This window comes from Xanthobacter oligotrophicus (genome assembly GCF_008364685.1).
Lineage (GTDB): Bacteria > Pseudomonadota > Alphaproteobacteria > Rhizobiales > Xanthobacteraceae > Xanthobacter > Xanthobacter oligotrophicus.
This window is the reverse complement of record NZ_VTTL01000002.1, coordinates 214,244-228,823: the sequence shown is the minus strand read 5'-3', so window position 1 is coordinate 228,823 and position 14,580 is coordinate 214,244. Positions and strand designations below refer to the sequence as shown.

General features: G+C 67.2%; 13 protein-coding genes. 3 read left to right on the top strand and 10 right to left on the bottom strand.

Features of this window, described 5'->3' with window-relative positions:
* Positions 1 to 208: 208 nt before the first annotated feature.
* Positions 209 to 514: a hypothetical protein gene (locus FZ033_RS03880; protein ID WP_232847316.1), complete on the top strand. Its 306-nt coding sequence runs from the start codon at positions 209 to 211 to the stop codon at positions 512 to 514.
* Positions 515 to 594: 80 nt separating this feature from the next.
* Here FZ033_RS03880 and FZ033_RS03875 read toward each other — a convergent pair whose 3' ends face one another.
* From FZ033_RS03875 to FZ033_RS23970, 9 genes are all read right to left on the bottom strand, one after another.
* Complete coding sequence (locus FZ033_RS03875) at positions 595 to 1,434, bottom strand: universal stress protein (RefSeq protein WP_149574837.1); 840 nt, start codon at positions 1,432 to 1,434, stop codon at positions 595 to 597.
* Between the two features lie 102 nt (positions 1,435 to 1,536).
* Entirely contained in the window at positions 1,537 to 2,598 is a 1,062-nt protein-coding gene (locus tag FZ033_RS03870; RefSeq protein ID WP_149574836.1) for a heme-dependent oxidative N-demethylase family protein, read from the bottom strand.
* A gap of 19 nt (positions 2,599 to 2,617) precedes the next feature.
* On the bottom strand, positions 2,618 to 3,574 hold the full coding sequence (locus FZ033_RS03865) for a PDR/VanB family oxidoreductase (protein ID WP_149574835.1): 957 nt from the start codon (positions 3,572 to 3,574) through the stop codon (positions 2,618 to 2,620).
* Positions 3,571 to 4,158, bottom strand: coding sequence for a dimethylamine monooxygenase subunit DmmA family protein (locus FZ033_RS03860; RefSeq protein ID WP_149574834.1), 588 nt, complete (start codon positions 4,156 to 4,158; stop codon positions 3,571 to 3,573). Before FZ033_RS03860 ends, FZ033_RS03865 begins: the two co-directional genes overlap by 4 nt.
* A gap of 11 nt (positions 4,159 to 4,169) precedes the next feature.
* Entirely contained in the window at positions 4,170 to 5,852 is a 1,683-nt protein-coding gene (locus tag FZ033_RS03855) for an APC family permease (protein WP_149574833.1), read from the bottom strand.
* A gap of 239 nt (positions 5,853 to 6,091) precedes the next feature.
* Complete coding sequence (locus tag FZ033_RS03850; RefSeq protein ID WP_149574832.1) at positions 6,092 to 8,410, bottom strand: DUF1989 domain-containing protein; 2,319 nt, start codon at positions 8,408 to 8,410, stop codon at positions 6,092 to 6,094.
* Between the two features lie 41 nt (positions 8,411 to 8,451).
* Complete coding sequence (locus tag FZ033_RS03845; protein ID WP_232847315.1) at positions 8,452 to 8,964, bottom strand: flavin reductase family protein; 513 nt, start codon at positions 8,962 to 8,964, stop codon at positions 8,452 to 8,454.
* Positions 8,965 to 9,107: 143 nt separating this feature from the next.
* Positions 9,108 to 10,511, bottom strand: a complete 1,404-nt coding sequence (locus tag FZ033_RS03840) for an acyl-CoA dehydrogenase family protein (RefSeq protein WP_188079292.1) — start codon at positions 10,509 to 10,511, stop codon at positions 9,108 to 9,110.
* Positions 10,512 to 10,593: 82 nt separating this feature from the next.
* The gene (locus FZ033_RS23970; RefSeq protein WP_188079291.1) at positions 10,594 to 10,836 is read right to left on the bottom strand and encodes a hypothetical protein; all 243 of its coding nucleotides are present in this window, start codon (positions 10,834 to 10,836) and stop codon (positions 10,594 to 10,596) included.
* 59 nt (positions 10,837 to 10,895) lie between these two features.
* On the opposite strand from FZ033_RS23970, the gene FZ033_RS03835 reads away from it, so the two are divergent.
* Positions 10,896 to 12,026, top strand: coding sequence for an aminomethyltransferase family protein (locus tag FZ033_RS03835; protein WP_149574829.1), 1,131 nt, complete (start codon positions 10,896 to 10,898; stop codon positions 12,024 to 12,026).
* A 48-nt stretch (positions 12,027 to 12,074) separates the two neighbouring features.
* Here FZ033_RS03835 and FZ033_RS03830 read toward each other — a convergent pair whose 3' ends face one another.
* Positions 12,075 to 13,016, bottom strand: a complete 942-nt coding sequence (locus FZ033_RS03830) for a ring-cleaving dioxygenase (protein ID WP_149574828.1) — start codon at positions 13,014 to 13,016, stop codon at positions 12,075 to 12,077.
* A 272-nt stretch (positions 13,017 to 13,288) separates the two neighbouring features.
* On the opposite strand from FZ033_RS03830, the gene FZ033_RS03825 reads away from it, so the two are divergent.
* On the top strand, positions 13,289 to 14,566 hold the full coding sequence (locus FZ033_RS03825; protein ID WP_232847314.1) for an alpha/beta hydrolase: 1,278 nt from the start codon (positions 13,289 to 13,291) through the stop codon (positions 14,564 to 14,566).
* Positions 14,567 to 14,580: the final 14 nt, after the last annotated feature.

The following is a 14,580-nucleotide window of genomic DNA, read 5'->3' as shown; positions in this document are numbered from 1 at the left end:
AGGCGGCCCGCAACCGCTTAAGAGGGAGGACAGCCTTGGTGTCGCCCCAGTATCCTCGCGCGTGAGACCCCATACGATGCCCGCCCGCATGGTTTGCGTCCGCCTCTGTGCCCTCACGGTCCTCGCATCGGCCCTGGGCGGCTGTGCGACGGAAACCGGGCCGGGGCGGTCCATCGCGGCCCAGGCGGCGTTGCCGACAGCCCCGATCATGAGCGGGGCGGTCTCGGGCGGGCTGATCAGCGGCGGCATCGGCAACGGCCTCGACGAGGGCGACCGGCGCCGCGCTTTTGACGCGGAAATCTCCGCCCTGGAAACCGGCGGCCCCGGCTATCCCATCGGCTGGAAGGGCGAAAACGGCACCCACGGCACCGTGGTGGCCGGGCCGCCCTACAATCGCGCGGGCTTCCAGAGCTGCCGCGACTATTCCCACACCATCTATATCGACAACCGCCCGCAGATCGCCCGCGGCGCCGCCTGCCGCGCGGCGGACGGGCACTGGCAGCCGGTAAGCTGAGGCAAGGGGCGCCGGCCCGGCAGGGAAGGCGCCCGCCGCCTGAGGCGATACGGGCGCTCTTTTTCAGCGGCGCGGGACGATCAGTAGGACATGAACAGGGGGACCTTGCAGTCCTCCAGCAGCGACTGGGTGACCCCGCCCAGCACCCATTCGCGCACGCGGGAATGGTTGAAGGCGCCCATGACGATGAGGTCCGCGCCGATGAGGGAGGCCTGCTCGCGCAGCGTGCCGGCGATGCCCTCCGGCCCCGCGACCAGATTCTTCACGCTCACGTTCACGCCGTGGCGGACGAGGTGAGGGGCAAGCTCGGCGCCGGGCACTTCGTGCGCCAGCTCTTTTTCCGTGCCGATGGCGAGCAACTCCACCGCCGCCGCGGCCTTGAGGATGTCCATGGCGTCGTTCACCGCCCGCACCGCGCGGGCGCTGGCATCCCACGCCACCAGCACGCGATGGTGGCGGAAGGTGTCGAAGCCGGGCGGAACGACGAGCACCGGGCGCCCGCTTTCGAACAGCAGGCCCTCGATGAGGCCGCGGTCGGCATTCACCGTCGCGGTCTCCGCGTCCAGCACGCAAATGTCGTGGACACGGGCCTGGGCGATGAAGGTATCCACCAACTGGGGGTAGGACAGCTGCGGCGTCTCCACCGAGGCGGCAACGCCGGCCGCCGCCGCATCGCCCCGGGCCTTTTCCGCGACCGCGTCGGCGAGGTGGCGCAGGCGACGGTTATGCGCGGCCACGAGGCCGGAGGCCACGTTGCTCACGAAGGTGTTGCCCATGACCACCTTCAGCGAGGCGGCCTGGATGGTGGCATGGGCGCCGGCCTTCTGCGCCAGGGACAGGCCGTAGGCGAGGGCGGAAGAGGGCTCGTCGATGCCTTCTTCCGTCATGCCGATGAGAACGCTCTTCATGTTCTGGAGCATTTTGGTTTCCTCCACGCACGACACCTTACCTAGCACGGCTGTGGTGTCGTTGCGTCAAGTCAACCAACGGAAAAGCTCCAGCTCAGAGCCGGCGCGTTTCTGTCACCCCGCCAGCACGTCCGTGTCCGGCGCGATGCCCTTGGAGGTGGGGGTGCCGTCATCCAGGGGGGCGAGATGATCCACCACCATCTGGCGGAAGCGGGGCAGGCCCTTGTAGGCGGCGATGTCGGGGTGCAGGTCCCGCAGTACCCGGTGCAGGCGCCGCCGCCATTTCGGCACCCGGGCGATGTCGGCCACGCTGGTGAGGTAGCAGCGGATGCCGAACAGGATCGCGTTGGAGCGGGGCAGGCGGTAAAGCGTCTGTAACTCCACCCGCAGGTGCACCTTGTCGGCCACGTTGTCCGGCGTGACGCTCGCCTTGTCCGGTCCCCACACCGGATAATTCTCCGGCGAGGTGTCGAGGCGCGCATTGACGGTCATGGTCCAGTTGAGGCGGCGCACCGGCTGGCCATACTGGAGCCGCAGCAGGTATTTCAGCGCCCGGTCGAAAACGCCTTTCTCATGGGCCAGCGGCACCGGGCCGTGCCATTCGTGGAAGCTCATGCCGATGTCGAATTCCAGCGACCAGTCGGCCTGGGTGGTCACCATGCCGCCGTCCACGAACAAATTGTCGTCGCGCTGGTCCTGGAGGGTGAAATCGCCCTGCGCCTGTCGGGTGATGTATTCGAACGGCCCGCAGGGCAGGGTCTCTGCCTTGCCGAAGGTGAAGCTCTGGTGGATGTTGAGCGGCCGGTTCACCCAGGTCCACAGGTCGCCGGCCTTGGTCAGGGAGAAGTGCTCGGGATAGTCCTGCGCCAGGCTCTCCATGATGAGTTCCAGGCTGTCCCACTCTGCCGCCAGCATGTGCGGCAGCACCTGGCAGCGCTTGGGGTCCTCCTTCAGCACCCGCTCGCGCTCGCGGCATTCGGCGATGTAGTGCTCGTCGATGTCGAACGCCGCCTGGAACGCGGGCGAGGCGCCGCCGCGCACATGGGGCTCGATGTTCACCGAGTACATGTATTCGTCTTCGGGGAACGGGAAGGGGAAGCGCAGGATGTCTTCCGGCGACTTCCGGTAGGTGAAGGTGTCGCGGAAGGTCTCGGCGGGCTTGAACTGGACGGTCATGTCGTATCCTTCCGGAATTTTACAGGTCGAGCACGAGGCGCGGGCCGCGGGCGCGGGAGACGCAGGTCAGAACCACCGTGCCGCCGGCCTTCTCCTCTTCGGAGAGGAAGTCGTCGCGGTGCTCCACCTCGCCCTCGATGACCTCGGTCCTGCATTCGCCGCAGGCGCCGCCCCGGCACAGGCAGGGCGCGTCGACGCCCGCCGCTTCGATGGCTTCCAGCAGGCTCTGGGTCTCGCTCACCTCCACCTCGATGCCGGAGCGCTTGAGGACGGCGCGGAATGGCAGCCCGCTGCCGGCGCCGCCGAAGCTCTCCTTGTGCACCTTGCCCTTGGGCCAGCCCAAGGCGGCGGCGGTGACCGTCACCGCATCCATCAGGGCGTGCGGCCCGCAGACATAGACATGGGTGCCCAAAGGCTGGCGCGACAGCAGGCCGGCGAGGTCGAAGGCGGCGCGGCCGCCGCCATGGACGCGGATCTCCTCGCCCGTGGCATAGGGCGCGAGCAGGCGCTCGAACACGGGGGCTTCCTCGCCGCCGGACAGCTGGTGCAGCTCGAAGCGGGCACCGCGTGCCTTCAGCTCCGGCAGGAAGGAGAGCAGGGGGGTGATGCCGATGCCGCCGCCGATGAGAAGGTGCTTCTTCGCGCTCGAGGCCAGCGGGAACAGGCTTACCGGGTGCGCCATCTCCAGCACGTCGCCGGGCGCGACCTTGCGGTGGAGGAAGGCCGAGCCGCCGCGCGACTGGGCCACGAGGCGCACGATGATGTCGTAGCGCGCGCGCTCCATGGGGGCCGAGACCAGGGAATAGGCGTTCTTCATCACCCTGCCGCCATCGCGCAGGGTGAGCATCACATGCCCGCCGGCAGGCGGGGTGGGGAACAGGCCGCCATGGGCCGGCTCGAACGAGAAGCGCTTGAGGCTCGGCGCCAGCTCGACGATGTCGCGCACGCGCACCTGCAGGGGGACCCCGGCGGTCATGAATAGAGCTCCTCGGCCGGCGGCACCTCGCCCGGCACTTCCGCGTCGATCTGGACGGCCATGAAGGCGGCGAGCCGCCGCGAGAAATGATCGCGCACGAACAGCGGTGCCCCGCATCCCGCGCAGGGGGCGATGGAGGTGGTGACGCCTTCCATCACCGTGCGGCAGTGGACGCAGAAGATGCGCCGCGCCTGCGCCCCCACATGGGCGAAGGCCATTTCCTGCGGGCTGAGGCCGGCGCGCGCGCCGATGCCGTAGGCGTCCCACAGGAACGGTTCCGGCCCGGCGGCATAGAGGCGCAGGCCCATGGTCTCGCGGGCGAGCCGCTCCTCAAGCGCCGAGAACAGGTGCGGCACGGCGCGGAACACGCGCACCGCGCCGGCTTCCTCCTCCATGGCCGCACTGCCGGGCACGGCGCTTTTGCGCGCCACCGTCCACACCTCGAAGGCGGAGGGGGTGACCCCCTCCGCCAAAGCCTCGACCGGGACGTGAGCGCCGTCCACGACCATCAGATGGTGCCGGCCCTGCGGATCCGGCGCGATCGGCTGGTATTTGGGGCGGCTCTTGATGCCTTGATCGCTCATCTCGTCTCCGCTCAGTAGACCGCGAGGGTGCGCGCCACGATGATCACCACGGCACCCAAGGCGAGGGCGAGGTAGGGCAACAGGCCCGCCCGCGTGCCGGCGCCGGTTTCGGACTTCAGGTGCATGTCCTCCATCATCGCTGCCGGGAACTGGCCCTTGTCCGTCACATAATGGCGGAACAGGAAGACCGGGATGATGGCGGCCGAGACCACGAGCCCCGTCACCAGCGTGCCCGCGCCCCAGATGTCCGCGCCCATGCCCAGCAGGAACAGGTTCACGAAGGCCAGCACCGTGCCCATGCCGATGAGCCAGGTGGGCGCCTTGAAGGGGCGTTCCCAGTTCGGGCGGTCGATGCGATGCATCCAGGCGGCGTTGAGGTTGAGGAAGTTGAACAGGATGTAGCAGACGTTCGAGATGGCGAGGATGAACACGTAGTCCGACATCATCAGCAGGATGAGATTGAAGCCGAGGTCGGTCCACATGGCCTTGGTGGGCGCGCCGTTCTCGTTCACGTGGGAAAGGTACTTGGGCAGCCAGCCGTCCACGGACGCCTGGTAGAGGGTGCGCGAGGAGCCCGCCATGGAGGTGATGATGGCGAGCATCAGGGCGAGGATCAGCATCACCACGATCACGTGGTGGACGATGGGGCCGCCCTTGATCATGTCCGCCATGGCGCTGGCGACGCCCATGCCGGAATAGATGTCGGCGGACAGGATGCCGTCATAGACCGCCGGCGTCGTCACGGTGCCGGAGGCGTCCACCACCGCCGGCGTCACCAGCTGGCCGAGGCCGAGCACGCCCTGGAACGAGATGGGCACGATGGTGAAGACGAAGATGCACAGAAGGCCGGAATAGAGGATGGCCTTGAAGGTGTCGGTCTTCGGGTCCTTGAACTCGCGCGTGTAGCACACGGCGGTCTCGAAGCCGTAGGTGGACCAGGCGGCGATGAACAGGCCGCCGGCCATGAGGGTGATGCCGGCCATGTTCCAGGACCCGGCGATGACCTTGCCCGCCTCGTCCTTGGCCAGCGGCGCGAACGGGCCGAGATTGGCCGCCAGCACGTCGCCGGTGAGGAGCGGCACAAGGCCGATGAGCACCAGCGGCAGCAGCGCCACCACGCCCAGGACCACCTGCACCTTGGCGGTCTGGCTGATGCCGCGATGCTGGATGGCGAAGGCGACGAGCAGCAGCGCGGCGCCGAGGAAGAAGGTGGCGTTGAGGCGCAGGGCAAGGCCGGTCTTCAGCCAGCCGAGGTCCACGAGGGTGAGCTGCCAGGTGTTGATGGCGGCATCCGCCGGGAACAGGATGGACAGCACATAGCCCGCCGCGAGGCCTGAGCCGATGGACAGCACCGGCGACCAGGCCAGCCAGTTGCACCACACCGAGAAGGGCGCGAGCAGCTTGCCGTAGCGCACCCAGGCGATGGCGCCATAGACCGAGGCGCCACCCGACTTGTGCGGGAACAGGCCGGCGATCTCCGCATAGGAGAAGGCCTGGATGAAGCCGAAGATGATGGACAGGATCCACACGAACCAGGCCGGCGCGCCCACGGTGGCGCCGATGGCGCCGATGGAGAAGAGCACGAGCGCGGGCACCCCGCTCGCGATCCAGAATGCGCCGGTCCAGCTGATCTTGCGTTGAAGTGTGCCGGCCTCTGGGGGGGCGGCGGCCCCGGTGGTTGCTGCGATGCTCATGTGGTTCCCCTCATTTTTATGCGGGGAGTTTCCCGGTACGAAAAAAATTTGTCAATCACGATATATGTATGACGCAAGGTTAATGCGAGTTGTTTTTTGGATTATAATTGTGTTTAAGTTTCAATAACTTGCGTCTTGTACGCGCAAAATCATCCCCAGGCGAAATGTCGTCTGGAGGTCTTCAAATCAATACATGGCATTGGTGGCCAAAAGCTCGGTCGGCCACCGTGCATCGCCCGTCAGGCGCGCACCCGGGTCTTCTGCGGATCGAAGTGCGGGAAGGGTACGATCTCGGCCGCGATGCGCTTTTTCAGCCCGTCCAGCTTGCCGATCTCTATCCTCGTGCCGGTGGCCCCGTGGGCGACATCGATGCGGGCCAGCGCGATCTGGCTTTTCAGGATGGGCGAATGGGTGGCGCTGGTGACGACGCCCACCTGCGCGCGGCCCATATAGATCGGATCGCCGTGGCCGACCGCATCGTTGCCCTCGATCCTCAAGCCCACCATCTTGCGGGCAGGGCTGGCCTTGCGCCGCGCCAGCGCCGCCTTGCCCACGAAATCCTCCTCCTTCTCCGTCACCGCGAAACCGATGCCGGCCTCGAACGGGTCGGTCTGGTCGCAGAAATCATAGCCCGCGAACACCAGCCCCGCCTCGATGCGCAGCATGTCGAGGGCGGTAAGGCCCAGCGGCTTCATGCCCTTTGGCGCACCCGCCGCCCAGACGGCGTCGAACGCAGCGCCCGCATCCTTGGGGTGGCACCAGATCTCGTAGCCGAGTTCCCCCGTGTAGCCGGTGCGCGAGACCACCAGCGCCGGCCCCATGGGTCCGCCGAGCCGGGCCACCGCGAAGCGGAACCATTTCAGCTCGGCGATGGCGGGTTGCGTCGGGCTGGTCCAGATCACCTCGGATAGGATCTCGCGGGAGAGCGGGCCCTGCACCGCGATATTGTGCAACTGGTCGGTGGAGGAGCGCACGAAGGCGTTCAGCCCCCATTCGTGCGCCTTGTCGCGCAGCCAGGAGCCGGTGAATTCCTCCCCGCACACCACCCGGAAGTTGGACGGCGCGAGGCGGAAGATGGTGGCGTCGTCGATCATGCCGCCATGGTCGTAGGTCAGCGCCGTGTAGACCACCTGTCCCACCGCCAGCTTGCGCATGTCGCGGGTCACCGTGCGCTGGAGCAGCAGCTCGGCGTCCGGCCCCGTCACCTCGAACTTACGCAGGGGGGAGAGGTCCATCACCGCTGCCTTTTCGCGGCAGGCCCAGTATTCGGCGATGGGACCCTCGCCGGTGAAGCAGGTGGGCAGCCAGAAGCCGCGATACTCCACGAAGCTGCGGGTCATCTGCGACAGGCGCTGATGAAAGGCGCTCTCGCGCGTCAGGCGCGGCTCGGCTGCGGCATTCATGCGGAATGCGGTCCCCCTGGAAAAGCTCTCGGCGCCGTCATAGACGCGCACATGGATGTCGGTGGGCACCCAGCCGTTGGCCGGGTCGATGTCGTCGGCACAGGACGAGGTGGCGCAGACAAGATCTGTGAGCGCCTTCATCAGCACATAGTCGCCGGGCCGCGACCACGGCTCGTCCATGGTGAGCGCGTTGGTGTGGTCCACGGCCGTATTGTAGAAGAAGTTGATGGCCGGCCAGCCGGCGCGCGTGCGGATGCCGTAGGGCTGAAGCACCGCGTTGAAATTATCCGAGCAATTGGCGTGGCCCGGATAGCCCATGTCCTCGTAATATTTGGCCGAGCAGGCCAGCGCGAAGGTGTCGTGCCGCCCCACCGTGTCGCGGATCACCTCCACCAGGGGGATCTGTCTCTCGTCATAGTATTTGGAGTGCAGCCCCGGCCCCGGATAGGCTGCGCCCATCAGGGTGCGGGTGGTGGTGGCGTCGAGGCCGAATTCGGCGCCCTTCTCCAGCGCGGCGGCGTCGAAGGCGAGGAAGTCCGAGCACTGGCGCCCGTCCACGTCGATGATCTGGATATAGTCGCCGGCCTTCACCCGGAAGGCGCGGGCCTCGGCGGCTGGCACCCTCAGGTCCAGCTTCGGCTCGGCCAACGGCTCCGGCAGGGGGCGCTCATTGCCGGGGGCGCGGGTGACGGTGACTTCGATGTCCGTGGGCGCGTCCTGCCCATGGGGCGCCATGGGGCCGCCGGGGGCCGCCACCACGACCAGAACATCGCGCTGCGCCGTAAGCGTGACCTGCGTCTGTGCCGGATGATCGCCGGCAAGCACCCCGTGCCCGCTCACGGCCGCCGGTGCGATCCCCCGCGCCACCAGCGCATGCACAACTTGCGCGCTCCCCTCTCCCCCCAGATCCAGCATATCCGCGAGGCGCGCATCGGCCGGTCCTTCGAGGCCGAGCGCGGTGCCGTCCGCCCGCCCTTCGGCGTCGATGGCGAAGACGAGGGCCGGCTGGAGGCCTTCCCCGTCGCGGATGGCGATGGCGTCGCCGGCGCCGAGCATGATCGCGGCCGTGCCGCCGCCGCGCACCACCACGCATTCGCGGGGGCGGGTGGCGGCCGCGCTGCGGGACGGGCCGGGCGGGAGGAGGGAGGCGTCCATTCAGCCCTCTGGTTCAGGTGTCGTGGTTCAGGTGTCTTGGTTCAGGTGTCTTGCATGAGGCTCGCGAGCAGCCGGTAGCTGCCGCGGTAATAGAGGAGCGGATCGCCCTCGCCGTCGGTGTGCATGTGCACCACGCGGCCGACGAAGATCACATGGTCGCCGCCGTCATAATGGGCATAGGGCACGCATTCGAAGACCGCATGGGCGGATTCGAGCCGCGGCTCGCCGAGCCGCCCGTCGGCGCAGGGCATGTCCGCGAACTTGTCCTCGCCGGCGCGGGCGAAGCGGTTGGAAATCTCCTTCTGGTTTTCCAGCAGGATGTTGACCGAATAGGCTTTTGCCTTCTCCAGCCGCTCCAGGGAATGGAGCGAGCGCGCCATGCAGAACAGGATCAGCGGCGGATCCAGCGACACGGCGGAAAAGGAGTTTACCGTGACACCCATGGGCCCCTCGGAATCCTTCGCCATCACCACCGCGATGCCGGTGGCGAAGCGGCCGAGGGCGTTGCGCAATTCGCGCGGATCGAGACGGGCGTCGAGATCAATGGCGGTCATCGAACGGAACTCTCTGAAATGGATCACTGCGTCCATGATAATCCCTCTTGATGGCGGACGCTCGGAGGGACGGCGCAAAGCCGCAGGACGGGTGCGGGAGGGTCATGCGCGCGCCGCCCTCCCACTGTTTCAGGCCACCTCGTTCACGCCACCTTGGCGGGCTGGAGCTCGGCGAGGAGCTTTTCGGCCAGCGCCCGCTTCTCGGCGTCGTCCATCTTCTTGATCTCGTTGTTCAGCACCCGCTCGTTGATGGACTTGTTCCAGTAGTCCAGCGAGCCGAAGCCGAGCAGGGAGGCCTTGCCCACGAACTGGCGCAGCACCTCGTTGGTGGGGCCCATCACCCAGCCCGCCTTGCCGTCGCGCAGGTAGCGCTCGATCTGGAGCGCGGGACGGAAGCCGGTGCCGCCGGTGGCGTGGAGCATCTTGTCCACCACATGGGCCACGTTCTTGGCCGCCTCGAACTTCACCTGCCACAGCCAGTGCAGCAGGGCGGAGCGGGGCAGGGCGTCCACGTCGGCGTGGATGGACCAGTCGCAATTGTTGGTCACGCTGTCGAGCGCCTGCGCCATCTGGAAGTCCAGCGCCCGGCAGGCATTGGTGTCCATGATCGCCTCGCCCACATAGTCCTGGATGGTGGGATAGTCGGCGACGCGCATGCCCACGTCATTGTGGGTCTTGCGGGTGGTATGGCGCTTGGCAATGTCGATGACTGCCAGCGAGATGCCGTTCCAGCAGGCCGACGAGCAGGTGAGGAAGAACGGGTCCACCACCTCGTCGTTGGACTTGGCGCCATCGCCGATGGGGCCGACCAAAGCGTCCTTCGGCAGGATGGCATTCTCCACCACGATGGGGCCGGACTGGTTGCCGCGCAGGCCCAGGCCATCCCATTCGGACGGATTGGCCTTCACCTCGTCCTTGGTGACGAGGAAGCAGGACAGGTCCGAATAGTCGCCCGCAAAGCCCGGGCTGGTGGTCTGCACGATGTACCAGTCGGCAAAGCCGCCGGAGGTGGTCCAGGACGCCTTCTTGGTCACCTTCCAACCGTCGCCGAAGGCTTCCGCCTTGGAGGAGATGGGATACCAGAAGTGGGAGCCGGTCTCGGGGTCGGAATAGGACAGCGTGCCGATGAGCACGTCCTTGTCCAGCCGCTTGAGGATGTCGGTGAGGATGGGGTTGTCGTGGTGGCGCAGGAGCGCGGCCGCCGTGGCGCCCAGGTGCATGGTGTAGCACATGGCGGTGGAGGGGCAGCCGTAGCGGGCGATGGTTTCCACCACCATCGCGGCGCAGAGGTGATTCTCGCCCAGTCCGCCCAGTTCCTTCGGTACGTTCAGCCCGAGCAGGCCGAGGGAGGCGAGGGCCTCGAAATTCTTGCGGGGGTAGACGTAGTTGGCGTCGCTCTCCACGGCGTTGGTGCGCAGCGTGGTCTCGCACAGGGCGATGAGCTTTTTCTGCAGCTCCTTCTGCGCCGGCGTGAGCAGCCATTGGGGGTCCCACTCGAACCCGAGCCCCCAGAACTCTTCCTTGCCCCACATCTTGACATCGGACATGATTTCAAGCTCCGCCTGGGCCGGCGCCCCGACCGGGCCGTCCCGCAGTTGCGATCTTCGCGAAGGCGGCAGTCTGTTCCCCTCAGTGAACTTTTTTGACGCCGTAGAAACACTGTGCCGATGATTGCGGCTTGTGCAAGCCCATTCGTTGGGCGTCTTGGCGCTCAATTTTCAGCCGAAAGCGGCCGCGCCAAGCGGCCATGCGTCTTTGCCCTGCCTTGATATTGCACATCCGGCAGAAATAATTTCTTCTCAGGAAAAGTAATTGACACTGAAGTGTCGTGCCGCACAGGATGCGCCCCGTCGCGGCGGGCGTGCGGCGCATCGCACCCCGTCGCCTTCCCATTCAATGCTGTCCGACAGCCGAAGAGAGAGGGGGACAGAATGACGAGCGCACCCATCTGGCGCCAATCGATCCTCAACGAGCGTCACCGGGAGCTGGGGTCGAAGCTCGAGGAATCGTGGAACGACATGGCGATCCCGCAGCACTACGCCACCGATCCCTATGAGGAGACGGAAGCAGTGCGCACCCGCGCCGGGCTGTTCGACGTGTCCGCCCTCAAGATCATCAACGTGGGCGGCAAGGACGCTTTGGCCTTCCTGAACCAGCTGGTCACCGCCGACATTGGCAAGGTGCCGGCCGGCCGCTCCGCGATCGCCTCCATCGTGGGCGATGACGGCGGGCTCATCGACGACGTGCTGATCTATGTGGATGGTGACGGCGCCTTCCGCCTGTCCCACGGCGGCGGCGCGCTGGAAGAGGCGCTGCCTCTCGTCGCCGAAGGCTTCGATGTCACCTTCTCGCGCGACAACGACGTGCACATCCTGTCGCTGCAGGGCCCCAAGGCCCTCGATATCCTCGCGCCCCACACCTCTTTCGACCTGAAGGGCCTGCCCTATTTCGGGCATGGCAAGACCACCCTCTTCGGCGTGCCGGTGTCGCTGGCGCGCGGCGGCTATTCGGCCGAGCGGGGCTACGAGGTGTTCTGCGCCGCCAAGGATGCCATCGCCCTGTGGGACAAGATCCTCGAGGCGGGCAAGCCGTTCGGCGCCATTCCGGTGTCGTGGGATTGCCTGGATATCGTGCGGGTGGAGGGCGCTTTGCTGTTCTTCCCCTTCGACATGCCCCACAAGGACACCACCCCGTTCGAAGTGCTGATGGACTGGTCGGTGGACCTCTCCAAGCCGGACTTCCGCGGCAAGGCGGCCCTCGTTGCCCGCAAGGGCACCGAGCGTACCCACCAGGCCGGGCTGGAAGTACTGGCCGCCAAGGCCATCGCCCCCGGCGCGAAGATCTTCAAGGATGGGGCCGAGGTGGGCGTGGTGAATTCCACCACCTACAGCCGGCACCTCATGAAGTCGCTGGCCCTCGTCTCGCTGCGGCCGGACGTGACCGCCCTCGGCACGGGCGTGAGCGTGGTGGACGGCGAGGAGAGCTTCGAGGCCAATGTGGTCCGCACGCCCTTCTACGATCCCATGCGCCTGCGCACCCATCCGCTGGACGAGCGGGGTTGAACAAAAAAGGGGCCGGGAGAACCGGCCCCTCTCATTTTTGGCGGCGTCTCAGAGCGGCTTGAGGCCGGCCTCGATGGCGGCCCGCCGGCCTTCCAGGAACGGTGGCAGGGCCAGCTTCTCGCCCAGATGGGCGGCGTCCTCGTCCGCGGCGAAGCCCGGCCCGTCGGTCGCCAGCTCGAACAGGATGCCGTTGGGCTCGCGGAAATAGAGCGAGCGGAAATAGAAGCGGTCCACCTTGCCGCTGTTGGGAATGCGCAGATCCTTCAGCCGCCGCGCCCATTCGTCGTACTCGTCGAAGGTGGTGACGCGGAACGCCACGTGATGCACAGCGCCCGCGCCCTGCACGGCGGGGGCAAGGCCCGGCTCCACCTTCACATGCACCTCGGCGGCGGGGCCGCCCTCGCCCATCTCGAACACATGGATGGCGCGGCCTTCCTCGCTGGCATAGGCGCGCACCTCCCGCATCCCCATCACCTCAGTCAGCACCACGGCGGTGGGGGCAAGGTCCGGCACCGACAGCACGATGGGGCCGAGGCCGCGGATCTGGTGCTCCGCCGGCACCGGGCTCTTGGCCCACGGCACGCCGGGGCCGCGCCCGCCATCCACGATCAGGCCCAGGCGCTGGCCCTCCCGGTCCTCGAACGGCAGCATGTCGCGGCCATCGCGCGTCTCGATGCCGGTGTGGGCGACGCCGGAATCGGCGAGTCGGCCGGCCCAGTAGTCCAGCGCCGCGTCGTCGCGCACCCGCAGGAAGGTGCGCACCGCCGCATGGTTGCCGCGCTGCTCGCGGGGCACCGGCCAGTCGAAGAAGGTGAGGTCCGTGCCGGGGCTGGCTTCGCCGTCGGCATAGAACAGGTGATAGGCCGAGGTATCGTCCTGGTTCACCGTCTTCTTCACAAGGCGCATGCCCAGCGTCTGGGTATAGAAGCGATGGTTGTAGGGCGCGTCCGCCGAGACGGCGGTGACATGGTGAAGACCGGTGAGTTCCATAACGGTGTCTCCGGGGAGGGCGGGCCTCCGTTCGTGATGCTGGGTCGGAGATAGGACCGCAGCCGCCCTTAAGCGAGACTCGAAGCCGCAAAGCCGGTTTGCTGAACTGCAAGCAATCATGCCAGGAATAGGGCATCGAGTGTGCCGCAGCGCACGGTGTCCTCCAGGCTGGTCCCAGCTGACTTTGCGGCACTCCCCAGCTTCGTACCTCCCGCCAAGCTGGCGTTCAGCATTGGCCCGAAATTACCGCGCATGCTGGGCTTCGCTGTGCGATGAAGGCGCAGTTACAGGTGCGCGTGGAGGGGGATGACGTGCAGAATTTCGAGCGGGTGGGGCCGGTGTCCGGCATGGGACGGCCGGGACTGGCGGGCATGCGGCGCGCCGGGATGCGCCTTGCCGCCACGGCTTTGTGCCTCACTTTGCTCGCCGGCTGCTCCGACCGCCCCGGCCCCGAGGCGCTGACGCCCACCTCTGCCAAGGCGCCCGGCGCCCGCGAACATGTCATTCTCGTCGCCTCGACCCGTGAACGGGACCCGCGCCCCGGCGTCATCTTCAACGGCGAGCGCTCCACCGCCCTCAATTTCGCGAAGGTGGACCTCTCCGTCCCCCCCGCCCACAAGTCCGGCGAGATCGAATGGCCTAAAAAGGGCGCTGGCGACCCCGCCACCGACATGGTGGTGCACGAGGCCCTCTACCGCGACACCGAGCAGGAGTTCCTGCGCGACATGAAGAGCGAGCTGGCGCGCCGCCCCGCGGGCCAGAAGCGGGTGTTCATCTTCGTCCACGGCTACAATACCCAGTTTTCCGAGGCGCTCTATCGCCTCGCCCAGATGGCGCATGATGCCGATGCGCCGGCGGTGCCGGTGCTGTTCACCTGGGCGTCCCGGGCGACCACCGAGGCGTATGTCTACGACAACAACAGCGCCACCGCCGCCCGCGACAACCTGGAAGAGACCATCCGCCTTGCCTTCGGCAGCGGCGCGGACGAGGTGAGCATCATGGCCCACTCCATGGGCAACTGGGTGACGGTGGAGGCCCTGCGGCAGATCCGGATTTCCGGCAAGCCCGTGCCGCAGAATAAGATCGGCAATATCATCCTTGCCGCCCCCGACATCGACGTGGACGTGTTCAAGAGCCAGCTCAAGCGCTTCGGCAAGCCGGCGAAGCCCTTCGTCGTCATCGTCTCGCGCGATGACAAGGCGCTGGGCTTCTCGGACTTCCTCGCTGGCAAGAAGCAGCGGCTGGGCGAATATTCCAACGACGCAGAACTGGTGGACCTCGGTGCGGTCGTGGTCGACATGACCGACGTGAAGGCCCTCGACAGCTTCAACCACGGCAAGTTCGCCCAGCTCGCGGAAATGGCGCCGCAGCTGCGCGGGTCCGTGCTGAGCGGGACCGCGTCCGCCGACGCCCCGGCAGGCTCCCACGGCGCGCTTCAAGGGGTGCGCATCAGTGGCCTCGACCGGCTGCGCCAGCAGCCCACGCAGCAGGCCGCCGTCGCGGTTGACGAGGCCGCGGCAGCCCCGGCTCCGGCAACCGCCGCGCAATAGGCGCGGACCTGCCG

What these genes read in the sequence shown, in the direction of transcription:
- FZ033_RS03865 (WP_149574835.1), bottom strand. Translation starts at nt 3,574, where the DNA reads ATGACCGCCGGGGTCCCCCTGCAGGTGCGCGTGCGCGACATCGTCGAG.
- FZ033_RS03840 (WP_188079292.1), bottom strand. Translation starts at nt 10,511, where the DNA reads ATGTCCGATGTCAAGATGTGGGGCAAGGAAGAGTTCTGGGGGCTCGGG.
- FZ033_RS03850 (WP_149574832.1), bottom strand. Translation starts at nt 8,410, where the DNA reads ATGGACGCCTCCCTCCTCCCGCCCGGCCCGTCCCGCAGCGCGGCCGCC.
- FZ033_RS03875 (WP_149574837.1), bottom strand. Translation starts at nt 1,434, where the DNA reads ATGCTCCAGAACATGAAGAGCGTTCTCATCGGCATGACGGAAGAAGGC.
- FZ033_RS03880 (WP_232847316.1), top strand. Translation starts at nt 209, where the DNA reads ATGAGCGGGGCGGTCTCGGGCGGGCTGATCAGCGGCGGCATCGGCAAC.
- FZ033_RS23970 (WP_188079291.1), bottom strand. Translation starts at nt 10,836, where the DNA reads ATGCGCCGCACGCCCGCCGCGACGGGGCGCATCCTGTGCGGCACGACA.
- FZ033_RS03835 (WP_149574829.1), top strand. Translation starts at nt 10,896, where the DNA reads ATGACGAGCGCACCCATCTGGCGCCAATCGATCCTCAACGAGCGTCAC.
- FZ033_RS03870 (WP_149574836.1), bottom strand. Translation starts at nt 2,598, where the DNA reads ATGACCGTCCAGTTCAAGCCCGCCGAGACCTTCCGCGACACCTTCACC.
- FZ033_RS03825 (WP_232847314.1), top strand. Translation starts at nt 13,289, where the DNA reads ATGAAGGCGCAGTTACAGGTGCGCGTGGAGGGGGATGACGTGCAGAAT.
- FZ033_RS03860 (WP_149574834.1), bottom strand. Translation starts at nt 4,158, where the DNA reads ATGAGCGATCAAGGCATCAAGAGCCGCCCCAAATACCAGCCGATCGCG.
- FZ033_RS03855 (WP_149574833.1), bottom strand. Translation starts at nt 5,852, where the DNA reads ATGAGCATCGCAGCAACCACCGGGGCCGCCGCCCCCCCAGAGGCCGGC.
- FZ033_RS03845 (WP_232847315.1), bottom strand. Translation starts at nt 8,964, where the DNA reads ATGACCGCCATTGATCTCGACGCCCGTCTCGATCCGCGCGAATTGCGC.
- FZ033_RS03830 (WP_149574828.1), bottom strand. Translation starts at nt 13,016, where the DNA reads ATGGAACTCACCGGTCTTCACCATGTCACCGCCGTCTCGGCGGACGCG.